The organism is Natrarchaeobius oligotrophus (assembly GCF_003841465.1).
Lineage (GTDB): Archaea > Halobacteriota > Halobacteria > Halobacteriales > Natrialbaceae > Natrarchaeobius > Natrarchaeobius oligotrophus.
On the sequence record NZ_REFZ01000001.1, the window covers coordinates 345,421 to 369,577 of the forward strand.

At 61.1% G+C, this 24,157-nt stretch carries 22 protein-coding genes and 2 pseudogenes; 9 read left to right on the forward strand and 15 right to left on the reverse strand.

Annotation, left to right across the window (positions count from 1 at the left end):
* Nucleotides 1-69: 69 nt before the first annotated feature.
* From EA472_RS01770 to EA472_RS01780, 3 genes and pseudogenes are all read right to left on the reverse strand, one after another.
* Nucleotides 70-801 (reverse strand): hypothetical protein, encoded by a 732-nt coding sequence (locus EA472_RS01770; RefSeq protein ID WP_124189798.1) that lies wholly within the window; start codon nt 799-801, stop codon nt 70-72.
* A gap of 307 nt (nt 802-1,108) precedes the next feature.
* Nucleotides 1,109-1,390, reverse strand: coding sequence for a hypothetical protein (locus EA472_RS01775; RefSeq protein ID WP_207891114.1), 282 nt, complete (start codon nt 1,388-1,390; stop codon nt 1,109-1,111).
* Nucleotides 1,391-1,400: 10 nt separating this feature from the next.
* A pseudogene (locus tag EA472_RS01780) lies at nt 1,401-1,512 on the reverse strand (IS5/IS1182 family transposase); the annotation flags it as partial.
* 338 nt (nt 1,513-1,850) lie between these two features.
* Here EA472_RS01780 and EA472_RS01785 point away from each other — a divergent pair.
* A complete protein-coding gene (locus EA472_RS01785; protein ID WP_124189799.1) occupies nt 1,851-3,050 on the forward strand; it encodes a hypothetical protein in 1,200 nt (399 codons plus the stop codon).
* A 493-nt stretch (nt 3,051-3,543) separates the two neighbouring features.
* Here the strand turns inward: EA472_RS01785 and EA472_RS01790 are convergent, their stop codons facing one another.
* Nucleotides 3,544-4,137 (reverse strand): class I SAM-dependent methyltransferase, encoded by a 594-nt coding sequence (locus EA472_RS01790; RefSeq protein ID WP_243637744.1) that lies wholly within the window; start codon nt 4,135-4,137, stop codon nt 3,544-3,546.
* Nucleotides 4,138-4,633: 496 nt separating this feature from the next.
* Here EA472_RS01790 and EA472_RS01800 point away from each other — a divergent pair.
* A pseudogene (locus EA472_RS01800) lies at nt 4,634-4,790 on the forward strand (IS5/IS1182 family transposase); the annotation flags it as partial.
* A 483-nt stretch (nt 4,791-5,273) separates the two neighbouring features.
* Here the strand turns inward: EA472_RS01800 and EA472_RS01805 are convergent.
* Both EA472_RS01805 and EA472_RS01810 read right to left on the reverse strand, forming a co-directional pair.
* Entirely contained in the window at nt 5,274-6,044 is a 771-nt protein-coding gene (locus tag EA472_RS01805) for a methyltransferase domain-containing protein (protein WP_124189801.1), read from the reverse strand.
* 10 nt (nt 6,045-6,054) lie between these two features.
* Entirely contained in the window at nt 6,055-6,228 is a 174-nt protein-coding gene (locus EA472_RS01810; protein ID WP_124189802.1) for a DUF1059 domain-containing protein, read from the reverse strand.
* A gap of 552 nt (nt 6,229-6,780) precedes the next feature.
* On the opposite strand from EA472_RS01810, the gene EA472_RS01815 reads away from it, so the two are divergent.
* Complete coding sequence (locus EA472_RS01815) at nt 6,781-7,038, forward strand: hypothetical protein (protein ID WP_243637745.1); 258 nt, start codon at nt 6,781-6,783, stop codon at nt 7,036-7,038.
* A 132-nt stretch (nt 7,039-7,170) separates the two neighbouring features.
* Here the strand turns inward: EA472_RS01815 and EA472_RS01820 are convergent, their stop codons facing one another.
* Nucleotides 7,171-7,398: a hypothetical protein gene (locus EA472_RS01820; protein WP_124189803.1), complete on the reverse strand. Its 228-nt coding sequence runs from the start codon at nt 7,396-7,398 to the stop codon at nt 7,171-7,173.
* On the opposite strand from EA472_RS01820, the gene EA472_RS23205 reads away from it, so the two are divergent.
* Together EA472_RS23205 and EA472_RS01825 are read left to right on the forward strand one after the other, a co-directional pair.
* On the forward strand, nt 7,388-7,519 hold the full coding sequence (locus tag EA472_RS23205; RefSeq protein WP_279387166.1) for a hypothetical protein: 132 nt from the start codon (nt 7,388-7,390) through the stop codon (nt 7,517-7,519). The genes EA472_RS01820 and EA472_RS23205 overlap by 11 nt on opposite strands.
* Nucleotides 7,520-8,194: 675 nt before the next feature.
* Nucleotides 8,195-8,983 (forward strand): hypothetical protein, encoded by a 789-nt coding sequence (locus tag EA472_RS01825; RefSeq protein WP_243637746.1) that lies wholly within the window; start codon nt 8,195-8,197, stop codon nt 8,981-8,983.
* A 307-nt stretch (nt 8,984-9,290) separates the two neighbouring features.
* Here the strand turns inward: EA472_RS01825 and EA472_RS22865 are convergent, their stop codons facing one another.
* From EA472_RS22865 to EA472_RS01850, 5 genes are all read right to left on the reverse strand, one after another.
* Nucleotides 9,291-13,379, reverse strand: a complete 4,089-nt coding sequence (locus EA472_RS22865) for a hypothetical protein (RefSeq protein WP_243637747.1) — start codon at nt 13,377-13,379, stop codon at nt 9,291-9,293.
* Between the two features lie 243 nt (nt 13,380-13,622).
* Nucleotides 13,623-14,390, reverse strand: a complete 768-nt coding sequence (locus tag EA472_RS01835) for a LamB/YcsF family protein (RefSeq protein ID WP_124189804.1) — start codon at nt 14,388-14,390, stop codon at nt 13,623-13,625.
* A 155-nt stretch (nt 14,391-14,545) separates the two neighbouring features.
* Nucleotides 14,546-14,794 carry an acetyl-CoA carboxylase gene (locus EA472_RS01840; RefSeq protein ID WP_124189805.1) on the reverse strand — a complete coding sequence of 83 codons (249 nt, stop codon included), beginning with the start codon at nt 14,792-14,794 and terminating at the stop codon, nt 14,546-14,548.
* A 182-nt stretch (nt 14,795-14,976) separates the two neighbouring features.
* Nucleotides 14,977-15,948, reverse strand: a complete 972-nt coding sequence (locus tag EA472_RS01845) for a 5-oxoprolinase subunit C family protein (RefSeq protein ID WP_124189806.1) — start codon at nt 15,946-15,948, stop codon at nt 14,977-14,979.
* The gene (locus EA472_RS01850; protein WP_124189807.1) at nt 15,945-16,847 is read right to left on the reverse strand and encodes a 5-oxoprolinase subunit B family protein; all 903 of its coding nucleotides are present in this window, start codon (nt 16,845-16,847) and stop codon (nt 15,945-15,947) included. Before EA472_RS01850 ends, EA472_RS01845 begins: the two co-directional genes overlap by 4 nt.
* Nucleotides 16,848-17,226: 379 nt before the next feature.
* On the opposite strand from EA472_RS01850, the gene EA472_RS01855 reads away from it, so the two are divergent.
* The 4 genes from EA472_RS01855 to EA472_RS01870 are packed head-to-tail and all read left to right on the forward strand — an operon-like array spanning nt 17,227 to nt 21,631.
* Nucleotides 17,227-17,838 carry a CoxG family protein gene (locus tag EA472_RS01855; protein WP_124189808.1) on the forward strand — a complete coding sequence of 204 codons (612 nt, stop codon included), beginning with the start codon at nt 17,227-17,229 and terminating at the stop codon, nt 17,836-17,838.
* A gap of 34 nt (nt 17,839-17,872) precedes the next feature.
* A complete protein-coding gene (locus EA472_RS01860) occupies nt 17,873-18,367 on the forward strand; it encodes a (2Fe-2S)-binding protein (protein WP_124189809.1) in 495 nt (164 codons plus the stop codon).
* Between the two features lies 1 nt (nt 18,368).
* Complete coding sequence (locus tag EA472_RS01865) at nt 18,369-20,732, forward strand: xanthine dehydrogenase family protein molybdopterin-binding subunit (RefSeq protein WP_124189810.1); 2,364 nt, start codon at nt 18,369-18,371, stop codon at nt 20,730-20,732.
* A complete protein-coding gene (locus tag EA472_RS01870; protein WP_124189811.1) occupies nt 20,732-21,631 on the forward strand; it encodes an FAD binding domain-containing protein in 900 nt (299 codons plus the stop codon). Before EA472_RS01865 ends, EA472_RS01870 begins: the two co-directional genes overlap by 1 nt.
* Nucleotides 21,632-21,683: 52 nt before the next feature.
* Here the strand turns inward: EA472_RS01870 and EA472_RS01875 are convergent, their stop codons facing one another.
* From EA472_RS01875 to EA472_RS01885, 3 genes are all read right to left on the reverse strand, one after another.
* Entirely contained in the window at nt 21,684-22,229 is a 546-nt protein-coding gene (locus tag EA472_RS01875) for a desampylase (RefSeq protein ID WP_394341335.1), read from the reverse strand.
* The gene (locus EA472_RS01880) at nt 22,226-23,314 is read right to left on the reverse strand and encodes an ABC transporter substrate-binding protein (protein WP_124189812.1); all 1,089 of its coding nucleotides are present in this window, start codon (nt 23,312-23,314) and stop codon (nt 22,226-22,228) included. Before EA472_RS01880 ends, EA472_RS01875 begins: the two co-directional genes overlap by 4 nt.
* Nucleotides 23,315-23,426: 112 nt before the next feature.
* On the reverse strand, nt 23,427-24,155 hold the full coding sequence (locus EA472_RS01885; RefSeq protein WP_124189813.1) for a helix-turn-helix domain-containing protein: 729 nt from the start codon (nt 24,153-24,155) through the stop codon (nt 23,427-23,429).
* Nucleotides 24,156-24,157 lie beyond the last annotated feature (2 nt).

Sequence of the window (24,157 nt, forward strand, 5' to 3'; positions counted from 1 at the left end):
GGCACCGTTCGGCCCGGTCCGCGGCTTCGGTCGTCGAGTCACGAACCCGCGCGATACCCCCGTCGACCGTCAGATCGCGGGCGAGTTGAATCGGGGGAGGCCGGGCGAGAGCAGGTAGCCGCCGGTAGCAAGCGCGCCGAGTCCGAGCATCACCCCGTACAGGATCCACCAACCGGTGCTCCACTCGAGGTCGATCCACCGCTCGTAGACGTGGGCCACGTTCCGAAAGCAGATCGCCGCGGGAATCGCGGCGACGGCGAGTACCAGGCTCTCCTCGCGCGTTCGACCGGGCAGGTACTCGAGGACGAATCCCAGGTCGCCGACGATCGGAAGCTGCGGGAGCAACTCGGCGGCGACGATCGCCAGGACGCCGTCCTCGCCCACGTCCGTCGGATGGCTGACGAAGACGGCCGCGAGGAAAATGACGACCGGCACCGACGCGAGCGAGAGTCCCGCGAGCTTCAGCGCCCGCCACCAGTCGTTCGCCTCGTAGCGGCGCGCGTACGTGAACGTCGCCAGCGACGGCGACTCGTACGGATACGTCAGCCGGTTCCACAGCGCCGGAAGCCCGCTCCGAAGGACGTACAGCGTCCGCAGGACGTACGTGACGATCAGCCCCAGCTCGAGCGCGACGAGCGTCGCGTTGAAAGCCGCGTTGCCGGTCGCTGGACGGCCGCCGAACAGCAGGAACGAGACGACCGCGAGCGCGACCAGCACGGCGTGCAGGACGAACATCGATCCAGCCAGACCCGCCCCGGCGCGGGCGCACGATTCGAACACGGCCGCCCTTTCGTCGGTCATCACCCGAGTATAGCCTGGTCGTAGCGACCGCTTGACTGTTGTGACTGTCGGGACGATTGCCGGTGACGGTCGGGGGCTTCCCGTCGACGACGATCGAGTCGACTCGCACACTCGGTGCGTCGCTCGAGAAGATGACCCGAAAGCGGTGTATCCGATGTTCGGAGCCGTCAACCGGAGTTCGACGGGCCGGGAGCGCCGGTCGACGGCCGGTGTTTCGCGTTTACTCCGTAATCGCGACGGTCTGAAGGTACTGATTCTCGACGATTGCGGTCCCATCCGTCGCGCGATTGTACCGACTCATGACGGTCTAGAGGTCGTCCAGGAGGGCCTGTCGTTCGGCGGGATCGATGGTCTCGAGCGCTCGAATCGTCGGGCCGAAGTGCGTGCTGAACACCGCCACAGCGTGGTCGATCGACCGATAGTACTGGCGCGTCGTCCGTCGAGTGTTCGCAGTCGACCGAACGCCCGCACCGAGTAGTTCCTCGACTCCCTCGGTCGTTCCCCAGCGAAGGGGAGACTGAACGCCGGGTGGTGGAGGGGCGTACTCGGCGTGCACGGCGAACCAGTCACCGCTCCACCCCTCCGACATCGGGCTCGCTAACGTGTATCCAGCGGGTGAACCCGCCGCTGGCGGGCTCGCCCGCGTGCTTCCCAACGCTTGTTGGCTAGCTCACGACATTTCTCAACGAAGTCGAGGAGATCGATCTCCATACCAAGCTCGATCTCCTCGCCTTCGACCGTCTAACCCGTGATATCGGCCGATAAGATCGCTATTCGATACGACACTTAAACGTAATCTTATGGGATCCAATTTAGTGTGAGTAAAGAAATAGTAATTCTTAATGAATATCCTCAGCATATACTTGTATTACTCCGCTTCTCTCAAAATGGATTCTCGACAAATCGTTGCTCTCATCACCCCTTTACTTATTTATTCTAGGCCATTAATTATTCTATTTCAGATAAGCTAAGAAAATATTAATACCAATATAGTTGTTCGGCAAATATGTATGTCAGATTGATCTGACAACAGCAGCAGACGGCGCACCGTGCTGAAAGGAGTCGGAACGCTCACTGCCGTTCTGGCGACCCCCGCAGTGACGGGCTCCGCAGTTGGAGCGACCAAGGACGACTCGGCCGCAGTGAAAGGATCCGACGAGAAACTCCCCGAGCCGATTGCACGTCAGATCGCGAAGTATCGTGTTGCACACAACAGCACGCGTGAACACTTTGCAGAGTTCGATCCGGAGGGACTCGTCAAACCGGAACTGTTCTACTCGGTCTCCGAGGCCGGATCGTACAGACCTGCCGCCTGGGTATATCCGATCGAATCCGACGGAGAAGAAGTCGGACACGTAGCGGTGAGCGCGCAACCGGACTCACCCGGAATTATCCGGTCCAGCACGCAGCCCGCACCACAGACCCGACTGTGGAACAACCGAACGCTCAGAAGTGAGGCCGGCGGTGATGAGATACGGTTCATCTATAATAACCCGATGAGCTTCGGGGTTGAGGTGTCGTCGGCGAATGTCGCAAGCGCCGAGGATGGAAAGTCGGCGTTCGTCGACCTGAAGCACGAACACACGGCGTTGATCGACGCCGTCGCGAAACCGGAATCGGTAACCCAAACCGACAAAGCGGCGACCATCGATCGAAGGGGCCTGAAAGAGGCCGTCAAAGAAGGTGAACGGATCACGGGTAGCGTGCTCTCCTCGGAAAGCATCAGCAGCGATGTCCCGAATTGGGATGCGGATGACTGTCGTCCCCCTTGGGTTGGTTGTGTTCCAGCTGCCTCTGCAATGTGTATTGGAACCCACGAGTCGGTATCCAACTACTGTGACCTGATGTGGGAACTCAACGATCTGCTAGATACCGACAGTGACGGCAATACGTATCCCTTTGACTTTGACGGTATTGAGGACTACGATTCCTCGTACAGTGCCTCGAATACCTATTACGGTCGCCGTTCGGAGATCAAAGATCAGATCGATTCGGGGAACCCCTGTGTGCTAAGCCACTTCTTCGAGATTGACATAGACAAAGGCGATGTTAGTAGTCCAAGCGATCTTCAAGACGAAGCAGTTGGCCATGCCGAAACCGTCCATGAGTACGAAGAAGGCGACGACCCCTGGTATGATCCGACGGAACCCACGCTGTACGTGACCACTTACGACACGTACGGGGGCACCAGCGAGTTCTCCTTGAGTAGTTCAACCGTCCTGTACCTCGTGCAGTCGATCGAACCGTAAGCACACCGAAATCGAGGTCACAATCTTTTGTACTCTACAAAGCCGTTAGTAGAGACATCCGCTTGCTGAGTTGAGACCAAACAAACAGAGCGGGCGGAAGTGAAATCCACGAAGACCAGCTTCTGAACGGTCCCGTCAGCATCTCACCAACGCGCGTTTACGCTCGACCTCCGGGGCGAACGCTGAGGCCGAGTGAACGGATATTTCGAGATACGTATTCGAATATTTGGGTAGCACTCACACAACCCGCGGACTGCCAGAAGCCTCTCTTCGACTATTGAACGGCTATCTCAATGGATGTCGCCGTAGACGTCGAGTTCTCGCCGACACGAGACCTATCATTAAATTTGGGAAATAGTCGGATATCACCCCTCTCGTCCAGTGAAAATGCGAATTCGAGAGACGATTAGAACATCGAAAATTCGAAATGACCGAACGATATCGACAAATCTAGCCGCACTGGTGCTGATTACGCCTATAACTAGTGAGTGGTTCAGGGACGATCTCCCGTGGACGGATTACAACGACCGAAGACGAGTTCGACCGGTACAACCAACACCCACTCGATTTGGACCCGGAGAATCTCGAAATCGGCTCGAGAAAGGACGCCGCTAACGTCGAGCGGTCGACTATCGACCAGCGTCGGAAAAACGTCGTTGAATCGCTCGTAGAGTGGAGAAATGAGATCGCTTGCTGTCGAGGGGGCGATGACACAGAGTCTACCTCCCGGAGCGAGCACCCGCTGTATCTCGTCGAGGACGGCCATCTGGTGGTCCTCCTCAAACAGTTCGAGCGTGAAGCTTACGAGAACAGCGTCGAAACTGTTGGAGTCAAACGGTAACGCCAGCGCATCACCACAGATGACCGCAGACCGGGAATCATCGTCAAGACGCTCGGTAGTTATCCGACACATCTGCTCTGCAATGTCGATACCGACGACGGTGCCGTCGGAGCCAACAGCGTTCTGTAGCGTGCCCAATCCACGACCGGTTCCACAGCCGATGTCGAGAACGTGGTCGTCTGGGGAGACGTTGAGGAAGTCGATCCCGCATCGTCGTAGACGCCCTTGAAAGGGATCGACGATCACATCGTAGTACCGGCTAAGCGCATTGTACCACGCTTTGCTATCCTGGACGTTGCGTGTCCGTGTCCCTATCACTGACCTGTGTGTTCTTCTGATCCGCGAGAAAGTCTCCGGAAGAGATAGATGAGAACGAACGCAATCCCTCCGGTAATCAGCCCAGCGATAAGCAGCACGAGTACGATAAGGACGGTGGGGATGGCAATGTTACCAACTAGGACTGATAGAACCAAGCGGGGTCTTACAGCGATGGGCATCAAATGTAGATTCGCGTTCACCTTATTTATGTTTTATACTTGTTCGATAGAATTACCATGTCTGTCAGACTAATCTCGGCACTGTCCGGAGACAGCTGTTGTCCGCAATGCTTTCTAACTCAAGCTTTGTCGAACCCGATCGCCGACGATTGTTTGAGGAACGGATCCACGTGCTGTGTTGTATAGCGATCTAATCAGCTAATATCACGGGTTAGACGGTCGAAGGCGAGGAGATCGAGCTTGGTATGGAGATCGATCTCCTCGACTTCGTTGAGAAATGTCGTGAGCTAGCCAAACAAGCGTTGGAAAACACGCGGGCTCGTCCGCTGGAAACACGTTGTATTGGACTGTCTTCGGTTGGAAGAAGACCACAGCTATCGGGAAACGCCGAACCGGCTGGAAATGTGGGTTCCATAAGATTGTCCTCATGTTCGCCATCATCAACATAGAAAAGCTCAGTGAGCTCCTCTAATCACCATTCAGCAGCTATTCAACAAAGCACCTTTTTGGTTCTCCGTTACGTCCGTATACGCGGTTTCGTCCATGCTCTCATCTCCGCTCGCGAGCGATTCGATCGCGAGCCCTACGCCCGCTCGTTCCCGTGAGTCGCTCGGGAAACCGGGAGATCGCTCGAGAAGACGTTGTGTGTTACACGGTAGCAGTCAGCATAACAGTGTCGGATCGACCCGGCGTATTCTCCGCCGGGACGGTCACCTCCGAGGGCGACCGGTATCGAGGCGATCGGACCGCATCTGGACGAACGAGTAGATCCGATCCTCAGACTCGTCCGGGGCGTTCGTCGCTGCGGTCGGTCGGGACGAAGACGCGTTCGATCCTTCGTCGCGTGGATCCGGTCAGAAATGCGTGTAACGCGTCCCACCGGCGTTAACGCTTTTCGGCGCGAAGTGAGATGCTCTTTACCCCGTACTCGTTACACGCGTTCGTCGCCCGATCGGAGACGAACCGATACTGGGGGTTCTCTCTGATTTCGACCGCGTCGAACCCCGCTCGTTCTACCATTTCCCGGTAGTTATCGATCTGCTCCGCTCCGCCGATACACGCCGCCCAGAGGTCGGCGTTCGATTTGATGCTCTCCGGCATCTGGCTCTCGCTGATGATGTCCGAGAGCGCGATCCGTCCACCCGACTCGAGCACGCGGTAGGCCTCTTCGAACACACGGTCTTTCGACGCAGAGAGATTGATCACACCGTTCAAGATGACCGCGTCGAACGACGCATCGTCGAACGGAAGGTCCTCGATGGTACCACGCTCTATGGTGACGTTGTGAAACATCCCTTCGTTCGCGAGTCGTCGGGCATTTTCGAGCTGTTCGTCGGTCATGTCCACGCCCGTGACCGAGCCGGTCTCGGTCACCCGTACGGCGGCGACGAACGCGTCCATACCCGATCCGCTACCGAGATCGAGAACCGACTCTCCCGGCGCGAGAGCGGCTAAATCGAAGTGGTACCCGACCCCCGCAAACGAATCGATCGCCGCCTGCGGAACGTAAGCGAGGTCGTCGGAATCGTAGCCGAGGCGCTCTACCAGATCCTGGCCCATTTCGAAGTGGAACTCGCCGTCCGGCGTCTCCGCGACGTCCCGATAGACCGCTTTCACTTCGCGCTCGAGTTTGCTGACGTCAAGTGATTTCGACATTCTGATCCCTTTATACGGTCTGTAGATGGTCGTCCTGCAGTTCCTCGTCGGTAAACTCCTGTCCGTGGACCTCTTTCATGTGTTTTCGTGCCAGTTCGACCGCCTCTTCTTCGTTCTCCGATTGGATGATGAATCGACACGTATCCGATACCGACTCGCAATCGAGTTTGTGTGCTTTTGTCACGTTGAGTCACCTCTGACCGTCTTCGCTCACCGGTGACCGAGGGGGTAAGCCGCCGACCCTCCCGTTCGTCGAACGGTGATCGTACTCAGTATCATGTTCAATGTTACCAAGCACCTATATCCGTACCACAGAAGATTGCTTAACCGTTTCCGACGAAAGATATTCATATACGGACCGGAGAGTCCGACGTTCCTGGGAGTAGTGGGGCCGGATACCTCGGCGGAGTACGAACGGTTCGGGCGTGAGAAACCATCGGAGGGGAAAACGGTGGCGTTCGCCGTCCGTGATCCGCCTCGAGTCGGACCACGATACGGCGGTCAGTGGTTGGCACGCGCTTTGACCACCCCCGTGAACCGCCCCGGCGTCGAGTGGTTCGAGACGAGTCGCGTCAGTACGCGAGAGTGAAGCTTCCGCGAGGTTCGCGAACACCTTGGATTGTCGATCGACCTCGACCACGGAGAAATCGCTGGCGGCCGCACTCGAGGTACTCGGCCGGATTCGCCCGAACGATAAAGCGCGCCCCATCTATGGCAGGCGCGAGATGGAAGCCATGTGAACAGGTACCTCCTCCCGATGAACGAGCCTCAATCTGCTTCCGACGGCGTCGTCGAGGACAGCGAGACGTACCGTCACGACGAACACGGGTGCGTCGAAGTCACCGGAATCTGGCACCGAACCCGCCGCCTCGAGACGACGCGCGACGTCGACCGCCGGAACACGATCGTCGTCCGCTTCGTACCCGGCGCGGACGGACGCTGGATCGACGAACTCGCGGAGCCGTTAGACGACTTTCTCGACGAGATCGACTGACTCCCGCGGCCGTTTTCGCCAGTTGAGGATCGCGTGCAATCTCGAGTCGGTCCGTTCGCACGCCGACCGAGTCCCCACGGCGCAGTCGATCGTGACGTCGTCGGTAGCAGAACGGACCCCGCCGAGCGCCCGTTACTCCGATTCGCCGTGGGCGCGAGCCTCGAGGGCGAGCATGCCGACGGCGGCGACGCAGTCGGGACAGCAGACCTTCGTGACGGCAGCGTACCGTCCCTCGAGTGCGGAACAGGGCTCGCTCGAGAGGCGGATCACCCGCTCGCCGGGTACGGGGTCGCCGCAGCGGTCGCAGACGGGGTCGGCGAGGTCGTCGGCGCTCGCGGCGGGGTCGGTCGTGGAACTCATCGGCGGCGTCCCCTCGGGCGTCGCGGTCGGCTTCGGCGTTCCAGGTATCGGCTCCGGCATCGCAAGCGTCGACTCCGGCGTGGGCGCGAGTTCCTCGGGACTCGAGTCGGCCTCGAGATGAAAAGCGCGCGAGTCGGACTCGAGCGGTCGCTGGATCGGCGTCGTGGCTGATCGATGGCGATACTTCGTCGTCGTGCGAGACCTTTTTGTCTCGGTGGCAGTAACGAAAGCATGGCAGCCAAACGTCGTGTGTTTGGAAGCCACCGTCTCGGGTGTTGCAGCACCCGGGGCATTTCGTACGCATGCCCCCGCGCTTGCGTTTCTGGAGCGCGATGGCTTCCATCCTGACAGACGCACTGAACGATAATATAATTACTGGAACGCGCTGAAGGAATCGAAAGCGCGGTGTCGGCGATGTCGTCGTCCCAGACTACTATCGCTCGAGGATCCGTGGAGCTGATTCTACGCTCTTCCGTAGGAGAGTGTTGGTCCAGTTGTGTTGCTTGTCTGCGTGATTGAGATCTACATGTAGAGCGGTTCTTGATCGATGACCCAGTTCATAGCACTCAGCTCAGAATCGCAAGACAGCGATCCATCAACAATGTTCTACACAAGAGCGATCAACAAAGTGCTACACAAGAGCGTTTTATGAAAATAAATTGACGGATGCGTCACACGAGCATGTGCATTTGAATAAGCATACAGTTTGATCATCACGAATTGTGACCGTCTCATTCGAACAAATATCACAAGTTAATGAAATAAGATTAATAATATCAGGGCAATACATCTGTATATGAAACGACGGGTCGTGATCGGAGGAGTGACAATCCTGCTGGTGTTTGTCGTGGTTGGCTCCCTGTTTGTGCTCCCGTTAAGCGTTGATCAGACAGACGGTCCAGTGGAGATGGGTTCGTCCGAGACATTCGTTTCCTCGGGAGAAATATGGGTTGATAGCGATGAGCTACTTGTGAAACACAATGTCACGGTCCTTGAGGAAAATGAAGCCCATGGCACGTTCGAAACCAGCAACGGAACCATCGAAACCGTATCCGCTAACGGAACGATCTACAAAAAATACGAGACAAGCATCGACGATAAGGACTGGGTGGAACAAAGGGAGCCGACCGATGCAGAAAAAGTACACTTCGGACAGCATCAGGACAGAGTCGTCATGATTACCAAAGAAAACAGAACTCAAACCGATCCCTTGGGCATGCAGTTTATTTTTGATCAGATCAGATACCTGGCGACCTTGCCCGAATACGACCGCGTCGATGAGGAGGCCGATCGAGTTGTCTATGAACCAACCTCGGCGTGGACCGAAGATGCCGCAGGGGAGATGATCCACGTCACGCCGGAGGCGGGTGAACTCAGCGTCGACACAGAAACGGGCGTCCTCCGGGAGGCATCACTACAATACGAGGGTACGGATGTATCATCCTACGGTGAATATCTGCTTCGGACAGGCGAATCAGCAGAAATCCGTGTCGAATACGAGTACGAGCCGGATACCGATGTCGAGGACATCGAAGCACCTGACTGGGTAACAGAGTGTGTCAAGAACGATCGTTGTGAGTTCTGACCGGACGGCTCCGGTGAATCACTAGACTGCGGCAACTCAGCATGAAAAACCACGTTACTCGAGGCCTCACACCGGAGCGATCGTGACTGCACCATAGAGGAATCCGGCGGTAACGAACCGATTGACAAATCTCAGGGAGTCAGTGAGACAACACATCCCAACTCTGTATGGCGATTCACCAACGTCGACCGGACTATATTGACGCTCCTCACCGCCCTGGTCCGATCCCGAGCATCAACACTCCGCTCGAGACACCAGTACCGACCCCATGTCAGGCCGGCTCCTAGTAAACGGCACGGTTCTTGTATTACCCCTCACAAATCTCTAACTCATCGCCGGTGTCAACACTCCTGATTCCAAAGGGAAGCGTTACGACTGCTTCGTCGGATTCGTCGTCCACGACTGTGATCTCAAGATCGTATGATCCGGTCGAGTTGAAAGCTAGATCTCGGGTGAGATCGATGTTGACGTCCGGCGGGAACTCGATCGGTTCGTCTGTGATTTCGCCGACTAGCTTACCATCGACCTCCTTGAGATCGTCTCGTCTTGCGAACTCGACTTCACCTTCAGAGATGCCATCCTCGCCAGAAATTTCGATTTCGAGGCGGATGTCACCACCAGATTCGTCAGACCTGTTGGCGAGCGAAAATTCGAGGTCAGTGAAGGATCCTGTCTCGACAACAGAGGGAGTCATGATCTCGAGATCGACCGCGGTCTGAATAACAACCTGATCGCCGCCGATGGCTGCAGGCGGCCGCTCGCTTCGCTGTTCGTTCCGTATCAGGACCTCAAGGAACTCGGGAATCGAGTCTTCCTCGAACGATTCATGATAACAACACCAGCCATCCATTCCGCTTTGTGTCAACCCAAGTTCCTTCCCCGCTTCCGTGACGTCCACCGACGAAAAGCTAGTTTCGATCGGATCGATGTCCGCAATTTCGCTGACGTAGGCCCAAGAGTCGTTGAGGCCGTCCTGGGTCTTGCCTAAGAGTCCACCGCCAGTGTTTACGAACTCCGCAATATCTTCTTGCCGGTCAATGAGCGCCTGGTTCTCGCTGTTAACAAGGCCGTTGTTGATCTGGTCCGTACTGCTGACGATCCCGATCATCGCATACCCATCGAAATCGACATTACGAATATTGTCGCTTTCATTGACGAATGTCACCGGTTCGTCAACGCGTGAATCGTTCCCGACGTCGCCTTCCCAGTAGTCGACGATATCTGGATTACTATCGGTATTACCACCGAGCACGAGGATACCCTCGCCATCGTTCGTAACACTATCCAAGATCGATTCGACCATCTTAGCGTGTTCCTCCGGCGGGCCGTGACTGCTCGACCCTGGAGTCAGCTCCGAATCAAGACCCATCAAAATCACAGGGCCGCCAGTAACTTGCCCTTCGACGGTGAGTGTTCGGCGGTCGCTTTCGATACAGACTGGCTCTGGATCGTCGGACAAATAAAAACTCGGACCGTATGCGCCGACATCCAGATTTCTAGCGTCAAGGGGTTCCGAGACATCGATATCCGTCGACGTGCTGTATCCGACGACACCCTTCGCAAGTGTTTCCGAAAGCAGGGATTCGGGTGCAATAGGTGTGTCCTGGGTCAATGAATCACCAGCCGACCAGAACGCCGCGAGTTCGACGCCGGCACTGCCGCTTGTGCCCGCGCCAGCAAGTCCACGTGCGGCGCGGTAAGTCATAACCGGGCCCGGAAGGGCAGCGGAGATCACCCCATTTGCGAATATTTCAAAGCTCTCGCCAAGGAGATTCGCGACGACTTCCTCAGTCGTATCACCCACCGTGTTGAACTCCGATGTCGATGTGAAGTTACTAACCCCGGTTTTTTCTGCGAGTTCACCCTCGACCTCGACGTCCAGGACGAATTCGCCGATGTCACTAAACACCCGGTCTATTGACACTAACTCAAGGGCTCTCGACGACGGATCACAGTCCGTCGTCGATGTTATAATCAGGTCGAACTCTTCATCGACGGATCCATCAGCGAAATCCTCCTCACTGTAGTCCCTCTGGATTGGCGCGCTAATAAGGTCCCCCTCGTCTGCGATATTTCCGTCTTTATCATATACTGCGACGAGTTCACCTTCTGGCCCCGGATCCGCGCTCATTACGACGGATACATCACCGGTTGTAAGGGATCTGCTCTGCCAGTGTGCGGAAAACGTCGCGGGGATACGGAAAACCCTCGTATCATCATCGAGGTCGTCCGGAACCCAGTCCGGAATGCCGTCACTGACGCCTGGCAGCCAACTCCCAAAGGCCGCATCGTTGTACGCGTACTCTAAGGGGTACAACACGGGAGAGTCATCGTTCATACAGGTTTCCGGCAGTAGTTCCAGCGAACTGTTTTCTTGACTGGGGTCGTAAACTTCTCCGCCACTCTCGGTCAGAGTCGGCAACAGGATCTGGAACCAGAATTGGTCCTCAGGGTCCGTCGATTCGACCGAAAGACCAGAAGATACCCGCTGGCCCGCGTTCAATTGAGTCTGTTCAGATCTGATCTCACGTGCTACCTCATTGATTCCAGCCAACCTCCCAATTGTATCTGGTGTATCAAAATCGACGAGGTTGTCTGAAACACCCTCCGGTACGTTGAACACGTCGACATTGGACAGCCCAGCCGTGGTTCTCAGTGTGATGGATTCCGAACCAGGATTGGAGACATCAAACAGTTCTGTGAAATTCTTCGGCAGATCATCGCCGGATTCTGAGCTCAGGTCGATCGTGATATGATCACCGATCTCCACGCGCGAATCCGTCGATTCGAACTCTATCGCGTCGATATCCTTCGACGCTTCGAACCTGACGAACGTTTCTTCTACAGTTTCCTCGGGTTCTGCCAGTGGTTCGGGAAGAATTATCGTTCCGTCAAGCTCTCTCCCCGCACCACCGACACCACCCTCGTCGAATTCAGTCAACTGGAAGAGAGAAAACCCACTAGCCAACGCAAAATAATGGTAGCTGGTGGGCGTTTCGTTGACGAGGATCGTTCTGACCTGCTCGAACGTTCCGTTGACCTGACGCTGGAGCGTCAGATCCTGTGGGTTATCAATTTCGTCCCTATCCACAGAGAAGCAAAACCGAACGGTCTCCGGTTCGTCTTGCTCAAAATCATTCACAATCTCGAACCCACCGTCGTCAATTGAGTCGTATGCGTCTGGAAGTGCAGGATCATCGATCGTTATGTCCGGATCGATAGTAAATTCGACCGTCCCGACGGACTCCCGCCGGACCGACAGAGAGAGCATGCGGATCGATTCATCCTCGTTGATAGGAATGTTCGGCAGGTCCGCAATAATCGCCCCTTGATCATCGAGTTCAGAGGAAACGACTTCGACAGGGGGGTCATCCGAAACATCGAGGTTGAGGTCATCCTCTGAGCGCGGTGGCCACGGTGCGATCGCAAGCTTGTTGCCTACAAACCGATTGTTTTCTTGGATCGGTTGCGTATCAACATCAGCGAGTTCGGAGTCGTCGTTGACGACGAGGAGACCCACGTAATTGTCCAGAAAGAGGTTCTCTCCATCAGAACCGCCCAGTGAGACTTCTTCTGTATCTGGGTTAGTCCGTAGTTGGACCCCAGCCCCTTTCAGTGCCTTATCCCCTTCTTTACGAACGAGTTCGTCGGTGCCGAGAACAATGTTATTAGATAGGCTGATCGTTTCATCATAACCCCGCCCGATGTCGATTCCAACTGTGTCGGTGTCGATATCAAACCCTTCAATTGTGACATCGGAAGCATGAACCTCGATGCTGCCCTCAAGTAAGGGTTGAGTATTGAATTCTGGGACCTCTATATACTCGGTAACGTTACTACTACCGTCTACCGTTGCATTCCCCCTTGTCGCTGTGATTAGTCGATTGGCATCTCCCGTGATGGCCGGGGTTGCGTTCCCACGGGCAGCAACGTACAATCGCTCTACTTCGCCTTCGATCTCCGGACTGGAATTACCCTTCGATTCCACGAAAACAGTCTCATAGGATCCTGCTACAGTGGGTTGGGCGGTACCAGTCGTGGTGAGAATCAGGTTGTCACCTTCTCCGATTATTTCCTCTGAGGAATTTCCGCTCTCTTTTACCGCGATAGTCTCGGTTCCCGAAAACATCCGTGTCCGAGAGTCAGATTCCGCTCGCAAAGTGAGTGAATCTGTGTTGATTTCCACATTCTCTCGGAAGAGAGTCTCCAATCCGACTTCGATAGTGTGGCCCTCCTCAGCCTCATCTACAGCAGATTGTATCGAATCGTACGTATCGTCAGCATCTCTATTCTTGACTTTGTCTCTCTGGTTATTCGGGTTTCGTGACAATCCATGAACGGGTGCCGATAAGGCCGTGACAGTACCAAGTCCGGCGATGAAGTGACGTCGTCTCATATTTCTGGGATTTATTAATTGTTATTAGTTGTATTGATCGAATGGTTCAGCAAATTCATTTTAGTAATCTTCAGTATTAAACACATATAAACGTATTATAATATAATTTTTGGTTCTGTGAATCACTAGACTGTGGTGACTTTAGGTGAAAAAATAGTCGCTCGAGACGTCACGCTGCACCGATCGTGACTGCGGTCTCGAGCCCGCTGAGGCCGTCTTGCAACTCGATTCGAGCGTCCCGAGTCAGTCCGCGACGACCGCGGGCAGACCGGCGAGTTCGACGTCGTGGTCGTCGATTCGCTCGTGGATCGCCTCGAGCAGTTCGACGGCGTTGGGGTTGTCGCCGTGGATGCAGATGCTGTCGGCGGGGACCGAGATCTCCTCGCCGTTTGCGGCCTCGACGACGCCCTCGGTGGCGATGGAGACGAACCGGTCGGCGACGAGGTCGGGGTCGCGGTCCGACAGCTCCTGTTCGACGATCAGCGATCGGTCGGCCCGGTAGTCGAGGTCGACGTACCCCTCGAAGACGGCCCGCAGGCCGTCGACCTCCTGGGCGACCTCGTAGATGTTCATGTCCGTCGCGAGGTAGATGAGGTCCTCGTCGACCTCGAGCATTCCCTCCATGACGGCCCGGGCGTGCTCGGGGCTCTCCGAGAGCATCGAGTACATCGCGCCGTGGGGTTTGACGTGCTGGACCGAGGTTCCGTGGCGGCGGGCGAACGCCGTGAGCGCGCCGAGCTGGTAGATGACGTAGTCGCGGACCTCCTCGGGGCTCGCGTCCATCTTCCGGCGGCCGAATCCCATCTTATCGGGGAGGCCGGGGTGGACGCCGATACCGACGTCGTGGTCTGCGGCCAGTTCGACCGTCTCGCGCATCACGTGCGGATCGCCCGCGTGGTAGCCCCCGGCGACGTTCGCGGACGTCACGTAGGGCATGACCTCGGCGTCGTTTCCCATCGACCAGTTGCCGAAGCTCTCGCCCATGTCGCAGTTGATGTCGATCTCGACCATGTGTGCAACTCCGTCGCACGGCCCGATATAGGTTGTGTGCGGGTCGCACCCGGCGCTCCAGTCGCTCGAGACTCATCACGCATCGAGCCGTTCGACCGCGGATCGGAGTCGGGGATGGGTCGAACGGGAAAAAGCGGCGGATCGCTCGAGCGCGATCACTCCACTTCGATCTCGACGATGGCCTGGTCGGCTTCGATCTCGGATTCGTCCTCGACGTGGAACTCCCCGACGGTGCCGGCCTGGTCGGCTTCGATCTCGTGGAAGTTCTTCATCACCTCCACGAGGCCGATCGTGTCGCCGGCCTCGACGCTGTCTCCTGGTTCGACGAACGGTGCTTCTTCGGGATCCGAACGTCGGTAGAAGACGCCCGGCATTGGTGAGTTGACGGTGGTGGTCTGGGACATTGTGATTTCGGAGCCGCGTTACCACGGCGTGCTGTGTGGCGTGTGGACGAGTGTCGTATCCATCCGATCCGTACGACGTCCGCACTCATACGTGTTGGCTCGAGACGGCCACCTCGTCCGCGTTCGAGTCGGTTCGATCGCGGACGCTCGAGTCGGCTCGATCCTCGCTGGGGGCGACCCGCTCATCCGTCGATCACGGACCGAATCTCCGCGAGGCGCTCGCTCCGACGCCGTCGCGCGTCGATCGCCTCCTCGACGTCGACCGACTCGAACGAGACGGTCTTGTGGGTCTGGCGCTGGGCCAGCAGTCCCCGATCGGCGCTGATGACGGTGCCGACGGTGGCGTAGCCGCCGCCAGTTACCGCGTCCTGCATGAGGACGATCGGCTGCTGGGGAACCTGAATCGAGCCGATCGGGTAGCCGAGGTCGACGACGTTCGACGGATCGGTGCCGGCACCGAACGGCTGGTCGCGCTCTTCGAACTCGAGGTCCGGTCCCTCGAGGCGGTAGCCGACGCGGTCGGCCTCCGCGGAGACGGTCCACTCGGCGGAACAGAGCGTCTCCCTGGCCTCGTCGGTGAGCCGGTAGCTGGTCAGACCGACGACGATCCGGACGGTGTCCTCGTCGGCGTAGTCGGGGACGTACTCCGCGGGCAGTCGCGTGCCGACCAGGTCGGCGCTGCCGTTCGCGGGGTCGCCGATCGGGAGTTCGTCGCCCGCCTCGAGTCCGCGGCCTTCGTGACCGCCGATGCCGACCAGCGTGTACGTCGACCGGCTCCCCATCACCTCGGGAACGTCGACGCCGCCGGCGACGGCGAGGTACGCGCGAGCGCCGTCGGTCGCGAACTGGACATCGAGTTCGTCGCCCGCATCCACGGCGACGGTCTCCCAGGTGCCAATCGGATCACCGTTCAACTCCGGCGACATGTCGGCACCGGTGATCGCGATCACGGCGTCGTCGTCGAACGTGGCCGTGATTCCCTGGTAGGTCATTTCGACGGTCGCGGCGTCGCCGTCGTTGCCGACGAGGTAGTTCGCGACCGTGTGGGCGTACTCGTCCATCGCCCCCGACGGCGGCATGCCGATGTGGTAGTGTCCCGTCCGGCCGAGGTCCTGGACGGTGCTCGCGATTCCGCCCTCGCGAATTTCGATCATTCGATTACCTCCGTGAGCCGCTCGTTGTACTCGTGTGGCGACTCGAAGAACTCCTCCGGCGAGAAGCGCACCCGCTCGTAGGTGTACTCGTACGTGCCGGCTTCGACCTGCTCGCGGATCTCGTCGTAGGTCTCGCGGTCGATGCGGCGGTAGTTCAGGATGTCGCCGGGGTTGGGAAACACCATCGAGTCGCCGAAGTCGGGCAGCGACTGGTCGACGTCCAGCACCTCGATGGGCGTCCGCCCGTACAGCTGGTAGCCGCCCGCACCCTGGACCGGGTAGATGACCGAGAACGCGCCCCCGAAGCCGACCGCGCGACTCGGCGTGTCGGTGCGGGGCTCGACGTACTTCGGCACCTCGAGCTGTTCGCTGCGGGGCACCATCTGGAAACACCACGGGAGTCCGGGGACGAACCCGACCATCGTCACCATGTGCGGCGCGCCGACGAACGCGTCGAGAAACGCCTCCACGGAGTCGTAGCCGTTGATCCGCGCGGAGTACTCGAGGTCGGTCGAGTCGGCGTCCTGGTGGCGGTCCCGAAACTCCATGAGCGTCTCGTGGGTCCACGGATCCTGGAAGAGGACGGGGACGTCGATCAGCCGCGTCTCCCACTCGTACTCCTCGAGGTCGAGTTCGGCCTCGAGTTCGCGAAGCTCCGCGATGAGGTCGTCCGGGTGGATCACCTCGGGATCGATGCGGAGCATGTAGGAGGCGTTGGCGGGACAGTTCTCGACGACGCCCTCGATGTCGCGTTCGGCCACCTGCTGGGTGATCGCCATCGCCTTGAAGTTCGCGGTGAAGCTCATCGCTTCCGCGAGCTCGACGAACACGTGATCGTCCGCGCCGTACTCGTAGCGGGGCTCGGGAAGGTCTACTGGTTTGATCCGTTCGTTCGCCATGCCGTACGATACCAAATCAGAGTTAGCTATGAATAGGTATTGGTGAGCGTTCGAGACTATTCAGTCAGTTTCGGATTCGATACCAGAATCCCACAAGTCAATGAATCTCATGCAAACCAATCGAACTGCGTCCGGACCGCCGTTCGGCAACGTCGACCCGCGACCGCCCGGACGGCCGCTGCTCGCGACCCGAACCGCGGACCCGACTCCGTCCGACTCGAAAATCGAACTCGAGAACAGTGTATCGAAGACGAGACGGTACGTTTGGACGGAAATTATCGAAAACGCACACATTCTTCCAGCCCTGGTCGACATTCAAGATAGTTTTTTACCCGCTCGAACCGACTTCCTGTGTTGTGGTGACAATTCCCAATATCCCATGAGATTCGACGGGACGTTCGAACTCGAGGACGCGTCGACGGAGGCGGTCTGGCTCGCGCTGTCCGATCCGGTGATGATCGAGCGGTCGCTGCCGGGCTGTGAGTTCCTGCTCGAGGTCGACGGCGACGAGAACTTCGACGAGCTTCGCGAGCGGGCGGACGCGATCGAGGAGCAACCGCCCACGCTGCCCGAGGCGACGCCGGAGGAGGTCGCCGAGCGCGCCTTCGAGGAGGGCCAGACGTACGCGGCGCTGATGGAACTGGGCGTCGGCGGCGTCAAACCGAGTTTCGAGACGACGGTGACGATCGCCGAACGGGAGTTCCCCCGGATGGCGACGACCGGAGAGGGGTCGGCCGCCAACAGCTCGTTCGAGATGTCGGCGTGGATGGAACTCGCGGAGACCGACGACGGCGTCGCCGTCGAATGGGAGGCCGAGGCCGACGTCTTCGGCAAGATCGCACAGCTGGGCGGTCGCGTCATCAACCCGGTCGCCAACCGTCTCGTCAACCAGTTCTTCGACGACGTCGCCACCCGGCTGCGCGAGGTAGAGGACGCAGACGACGAGGGCGACCGAACTCGCCTCAGGGATCGAATCAGGGACGCGCTATGAGCGCCGGATCACCGACGATCGGAGGACGAACGCTATGACCACGGACACACACGAGATCACGCTCACGGTCAACGGAACGACACGAGAACTGCGCGTCGAACCTCGGACGCTGCTGATACACGCGCTCCGGGACGAGCTGGGGTATACGGGACCCAAGGTCGGCTGCGAGACCACCCTCTGTGGAGCCTGTACCGTCCACGTCGACGGGAAGCCGGTCAAGTCGTGTACGATGCTGGCCGTCCAGGCCGACGGTGCCGACGTGACCACGGTCGAGGGGCTCGGCGAGGCTGACGAGCTTCACCCGCTTCAGACGGCGTTCCAGGAGGAACACGGGCTGCAGTGTGGCTACTGTACGCCCGGCATGCTGCTGACGGCGCTTTCGCTGCTCGAGGACGAGCCCGACCCGACGCGGGCGGAGATCAGGGAGGCGCTCGAGGGGAACCTCTGTCGGTGCACCGGCTATCAGAACATCGTCGACGCCGTCGAGACGGCCGCCGCGCGGATGAACGCGGCCGAGGGGGCCGACTGAGATGGCGTCGGAACCGAACGCCGAGAGCGTCTTCGGCTCGTCGGTCGAGCGCCGCGAGGACGTCGGTCTGTTGACGGGCGACGCCGAATTCACGGACGACAAGCTTCAGGACGCCGCCCACGTCGCGATCCTGCGCAGCCAGTTCGCCCACGCGACGATCGAGGAGATCGACGTTAGCGCCGCCGAGGAGCGCGACGGCGTGCTCGCGGTCTACACCGGAGCTGACGTCGAGGAAAGCGGCGTTCCGAACGATATCCCGACCGCGTGGATGCTTCCCGGGCTCGTGACCCCGCAGTACCGCATCATGGCGACTGACAAGGTACGCCACACCGGCGACGCCCTCGCCGCGGTGGTCGCCGAGGACCGCTACGCGGCCTACGACGCCCTCGACGACGTCGACGTGACGTACGACCGGCTCGAGGCGGTCACGAGGCCCGACGAGGCGGTCGAGTCCGACGTGACCGTCCACGAGGAAGCGCCCGACAACGTCGCGTTCGACTTCGAACTCGGGGACGCCGACGCCGTCGACGAGGCCTTCGAGGCGGCCGACCACGTCGCGAGCGTCGACCTCGAGCAGCCGCGCATCATCCCGAACGCCGTCGAACCGCGTGCCGCCGCCGCGTCCTACGACCCCTCGAGCGACGAGCTGACGGTGTGGATGACGTCACAGAACCCCCATCTCCACCGGGTGCTCATGTCGACGGCGACGCTCGGTCACCCCGAGCACAAGCTGCGGATCGTCGCCCCGGAAGTTGGCGGGGGCTTCGGCAGCAAGATCTACCACTACCCCGACGAGGCGATCACCGCCTGGTGTGCGAAACAGCTCGGCGGCTCGGTCAAGTGGCAGGCGACGCGAACCCAGAGCTACGCGACCGACTGCCACGGGCGCGATCACGTCACCGAGGCCGAACTCGCGCTCGATTCCGACGGCACCATCCGCGGACTGCGCGTCGAAACGCACGCGGGTCTGGGCGCACACCTCTCGCAGTTCGCCACGGCGACGCCGTCGTACCTCTACGCGACCATCCTCTCGAGCGAGTACGCCATTCCGGCGATCCACTGCCGCGTGATCGGCGCGTTCACGAACACGACGCCGGTCGACGCCTACCGCGGCGCGGGCCGCGCGGAGGGAATCTACGTCACCGAGCGGATCGTCGACGTCGCGGCGAGGGAACTCGACCTCGACCCGGTCGAGGTTCGTCGGACGAACCTGATCCCGCCCGAGGAGTTCCCCTACGAGACCGCGGTCGCGCTCGTCTACGACAGCGGCGAGTACGAGGAGGCGATGGACCGCGCGCTCGAGCTGATCGACTACGAAGGCGTCCGCGAGCGCCAGGAGAAACTCCGCGAGGGGGGACGGTACCTCGGGGTCGGCGTCGCGAACTTCGTGGAGTCGGCGGGGCTCTCGCCGTCGAAGGCCGCCGGCGAACTCGGCGCGCAGGCCGGCGGCTGGGAGGCCGGCGTCGTCCGCTTTCACCCGTCCGGTACCGTCTCGGTCGCCGTGGGAACGGCCGACCAGGGCCAGGGTCACCGCACGACGCTCGCCCAGGTCGCGGCGGCGGAACTCGGCGTCCCGGTCGACGACGTCGAGGTCGTCGAGGGCGACACCGACGAGGTCCCCCAGGGGATGGGGACCTACGGCAGCCGGAGCGGTCCCGTCGGCGGCGGCGCTGTCGCCCAGAGCGGCCGCAAGGTCGTCGAGAAAGCTCGATCGATCGCCGCCCACAAGCTCGAGGCGAGCGAGGACGACGTCGAGTTCGACGACGGAACGTTCCACGTCGTGGGCGCGCCGGATCGATCGATCTCGATTCAGGAACTCGCCTACGCGGCCTACCTCGGCCACGACATCCCCGACGAGATGGAGCCCGGACTCGAGGCGACGTCGTACTACGATCCGGAGAACTTCACGTTTCCGTTCGGAACCCACGCCGCGGTCGTCGAGGTCGACCCGGACACCGGCGAGGTCGAGTTCCACCGCTACGTCGCGGTCGACGACTGCGGCGAGCAGATCAACCCGATGATCGTCGAGGGCCAGGTCCACGGCGGAATCGCACAGGGGATCGGCGCGGCGCTCTCCGAGGCGGCGAACTACGACGACAACGGGACGCTCGTCTCGGGCTCGATGAACGAGTACGCGCTCCCGCGGTCCGACAGCTTGCCGGAGTACGAAACCGACAGCACCGTCACGCCGAGCCCGCACAACCCGATCGGTGTCAAAGGCGTCGGCGAGTCGGCGACGATCGGCGCGACGCCGGCCGTCGTCAACGCCGTCGTCGACGCGCTCGAGCCGTTCGGCGTCGACCACCTCGACATGCCGCTGACGGACGAAACCGTCTGGACGGCGATCGACGGGGGTGAGCGCTGATGTACCCGGCATCCTTCGAGTACGTCGCGGTCGACAGCGCCGAGGAAGCGATCGACTCGCTCGCCGAGCACGGGGACCGAGAGGTCACGCTGCTGGCGGGCGGACACAGCCTCCTGCCGATGATGAAGTCCGGACTGGCTTCCCCGGAGGTCGTCGTCGACCTCGGCGGCGTCGACGCGCTCTCCGGCATCGAACGCGGCGACGACGCGACCCGGATCAACGCGATGACCGAGTACGCCGCGGTGGCCGACGACGAGGGGCTGTGGAGCGATAATCCGGTCGTCCCGGAGGCCGCCGCCGCGATCGGGGACGTGCAGGTGCGAAACGTGGGGACCGTCGGCGGTAACGTCGCCCACTCCGACCCCGCGGCCGACCTTCCCGCGGCGATGCTCGCGGCCGACGCGACGATCCACGCGCTCGGCCCCGACGGCGAGCGCGAGATCCCCGCGGCCGATTTCTTCCAGGCGATGTTCACGACCGCGCTCGCGGACGGCGAGCTCCTCACCGCGATCGACGTCCCCCACCTCGGATCGGACGACGCCGCCGCCTACGTCAAGAAGGCGAGCCCCTCCTCGGGATACGCGCTGGTCGGCGTCGCCGTCGTGCTCGAGACCGACGGGGAGGAGATCGCCGACGCGCGGGTCGCCGCCAACGGCGCGTTCGACCACGCGATGGCCCTCGAGCCGGTCGAGGAGGAACTCGTCGGCGGATCGCTCGACGACGAGTCGCTGCCCGAACGCGCGGCCGGACGGGCCACCGACGACGTCGAGTCGTACCTGGTGCTCGACGACGAGCAGGCTTCGAGCGAGTACCGGGCGCACCTGCTCGAGGTTTACGCCGAGCGCGCCCTCGAGACGGCGATCGACCGCGTCGGCGACGGTTCGAACGCCGACGGCTGATCGAGCGGCAGTCGTCCCGTCTCAGCCCGGGACCGACTTACCGCAGACCGGTTCACTCGAGGACGAGTCGCTCGCGTTCGAACGTCCCTTCGTCGCCGTTGCCGGCGACGCAGCTGGCTCCGGCGTCGTCACCGTCGCTGATACTCGCCTCGTCCTCGTCGTTCGACCTCGCGCCGCCACCGCCGCCCGAGCGCCAGCGCCACGAACCGAGTTCGAACGGCTCGAGCGAGGCGATCAGGTACGATCGATCGGGCCAGGTCGCCTTCGCGGCGTCCGTCGCGCTCGGACGCGGCGGGCCGGTCGGGTGCGAGTGGTAGAAGCCGACGATCTCCTCGCCTCGTTCCTCGAGTCGATCGAAGATCGACAGCTGTCGCTCGGGATCGATCCGGTAGCGCGTCCGCGGCGTCTCCGCGACGTTCGCGGCGGGGTACTGCGACCGAACGCGGCTGCGCTCGTCGCCGAACTCGCCGCCGAGGACGCCACAAATCTCCCGTGGCCGTCCGTCTCGAGCCCGTTCGACGATCGCGTCCCGGACCGAGGCGGAGACGACGAGCGTCGGCGTCTCGGGATCGATCGACGGATCCGAGTCGCCCGTCACGGTTCCGGACCGCCCGTCGCGTCCCGCTTGTGGCCACCCTCCGGTCCGGGAGTCGCGTTCACGGCGGCGACGTCGTCGAGCCGATCGAACGGGACGGCGACCTCCGCGAGCGGCGCGCTCGAGTCGGCACCGTCGGTCGAGTTCCCGTCGACGCCGTCGCTGGCTCCGATCCCCTCGAACAGCGTCGGCTGGACGATCCGCGCCAGGACCTCGAGCGCGTCGACCAGCCGCGGTCCGGGACGATTGAGGTAGTGGTTCCCGTCCATCGCCCAGACGCGCCCCGCTCGAACGGCAGCGAGGTCGGTCCAGCCGTCGCGATCGACGAGGTCGCGTCTGTTTTCGGCGATCTGTGCGAGCGAGAATCCGCAGGGTGCGACGATCACGACCTCCGGATCGTACTCGCGGATCTCGTCCCACTCGCGCGGTCGCGACCGCTCGCCGACGTCGGCCAGCCCGTACTCGCCTCCGGCCCAGCCGACGAGTTCGGCGGTCCAGTGGCCGGCGATCATGACCGGATCGGTCCAGTCGAAGATCGCGACTCGCGGCCGGTCGTCGGCGTCGAGCGCCGCCGTCCGTGAGCGAACGCGATCGATGCGGGTCTCGAGTTCCCCGCGAACCACCCGTGCGCGCTCGAGTCGATCCGTCGCTCGTCCGACCCGTTCGACGTCGGAGAGCACGTCGTCGACGGTGTGGGGATCGGTCGTCAGGATCTCGGGCTCGACGAATCCGGACGCGGCCCGCGCGCTCGAGGCGCGACGCTCCGCGGCGATCCGCTCGACGGCCTCCTCGACGATCACCTCGTCGACCGCACAGACGTCGCACGCGTCCTGCGTGACGATCAGCTCCGGCTCGACGGCGGCGAGGGTTTCGACGTCGACGTCGTAGACGCCGCCGTCCGCGGCCGCCTCGAGCACCTGCCGGTCGATCTCGCCGCTTTCGGCGTCCGCGTCGACTCGCGAGCGGGTGATCGACGGCAGCGACTCGACGCCGGGCGGATAGTCGCACTCGTGGGAGACGCCGACCGGCTCGAGGCCGAGCGCCGCGACGGTCTCGGTCGCGGCGGGCAGCGTCGTGACGATTCGCATGGTCGACGGTAGGGAGCGAGACGACAAAAACGCCGCCCCCGATCGGTTCCCCAACCCGATCGTCTCCGACCGGTCGAAACGGCGTCGCTCGATCCGCCGAGGTCGAGCGTCCTCACTCGAATCCGTCGGAACCGGCCGATGGGGTCGCCTCGACTCGTTCGGGACGGCGATCCGTCCCGCCGTGACGATCGACGACCCGACGCATCAGCTCTCGTTCGGCCCGCCTGAGCAGCATCGACGCCGAACTCTCGGCGCACTCGAGCGCGCTCGCGACGTCCGCGAGCGCCGCCCCGCGGGGGACGTCGTAGTAACCGAGTTCGAGCGCCGCGCGAACGGCCTCGCGCTGGCGGTCGGTGAGCGCGCCGGCCATCGTCGCGCCCCGCCGATCGTAGGTTCCGACCTCGACCACGGTCACCTCGACGTCGGCGGGCAGCTCCTCGAGAACCCCCTGGACGTCGCCGCCGTCCCCGACGATCGTCATCCGCATCGCCGCCTCGTCGTCGAACCGGACCGGAGGAACGACCACCAGCTGGCGGTCGGCGAACGCGGCCCGCCAGGCCCGGTCCTCCGGGCGGGTCTCCTGGCAGGCCCAGACGTGGATCGACTCGTCGTCGATCGGCGCGATCCGGTACTCCCGGATCGACTCCACGCCGGCCAGCGCCGCGCGGTATCGCTCCCTGTCGGCCTCGACGTAGAACAGCTCGTACTCGAGTCCCTCGTCGGGGACGACGTTCCACGTGAGCAGCTCCTCGTAGCGAACGGCGTCCTCGGTGCGGATGAACTCCTGCATCGGGTGGAGCATCCAGTCGGGCTGGCGAAGCCGAACGTCGACGTACTTCATCC

Coding starts and splice junctions, on each gene's coding strand:
- EA472_RS01770 (WP_124189798.1), bottom strand. CDS start 801: ATGACCGACGAAAGGGCGGCCGTGTTCGAATCGTGCGCCCGCGCCGGG.
- EA472_RS01775 (WP_207891114.1), bottom strand. CDS start 1,390: ATGTCGGAGGGGTGGAGCGGTGACTGGTTCGCCGTGCACGCCGAGTAC.
- EA472_RS01805 (WP_124189801.1), bottom strand. CDS start 6,044: ATGTCGAAATCACTTGACGTCAGCAAACTCGAGCGCGAAGTGAAAGCG.
- EA472_RS01820 (WP_124189803.1), bottom strand. CDS start 7,398: ATGAGTTCCACGACCGACCCCGCCGCGAGCGCCGACGACCTCGCCGAC.
- EA472_RS01825 (WP_243637746.1), top strand. CDS start 8,195: ATGAAACGACGGGTCGTGATCGGAGGAGTGACAATCCTGCTGGTGTTT.
- EA472_RS22865 (WP_243637747.1), bottom strand. CDS start 13,379: ATGAGACGACGTCACTTCATCGCCGGACTTGGTACTGTCACGGCCTTA.
- EA472_RS01835 (WP_124189804.1), bottom strand. CDS start 14,390: ATGGTCGAGATCGACATCAACTGCGACATGGGCGAGAGCTTCGGCAAC.
- EA472_RS01840 (WP_124189805.1), bottom strand. CDS start 14,794: ATGTCCCAGACCACCACCGTCAACTCACCAATGCCGGGCGTCTTCTAC.
- EA472_RS01845 (WP_124189806.1), bottom strand. CDS start 15,948: ATGATCGAAATTCGCGAGGGCGGAATCGCGAGCACCGTCCAGGACCTC.
- EA472_RS01850 (WP_124189807.1), bottom strand. CDS start 16,847: ATGGCGAACGAACGGATCAAACCAGTAGACCTTCCCGAGCCCCGCTAC.
- EA472_RS01855 (WP_124189808.1), top strand. CDS start 17,227: ATGAGATTCGACGGGACGTTCGAACTCGAGGACGCGTCGACGGAGGCG.
- EA472_RS01860 (WP_124189809.1), top strand. CDS start 17,873: ATGACCACGGACACACACGAGATCACGCTCACGGTCAACGGAACGACA.
- EA472_RS01865 (WP_124189810.1), top strand. CDS start 18,369: ATGGCGTCGGAACCGAACGCCGAGAGCGTCTTCGGCTCGTCGGTCGAG.
- EA472_RS01870 (WP_124189811.1), top strand. CDS start 20,732: ATGTACCCGGCATCCTTCGAGTACGTCGCGGTCGACAGCGCCGAGGAA.
- EA472_RS01880 (WP_124189812.1), bottom strand. CDS start 23,314: ATGCGAATCGTCACGACGCTGCCCGCCGCGACCGAGACCGTCGCGGCG.
- EA472_RS01885 (WP_124189813.1), bottom strand. CDS start 24,155: ATGAAGTACGTCGACGTTCGGCTTCGCCAGCCCGACTGGATGCTCCAC.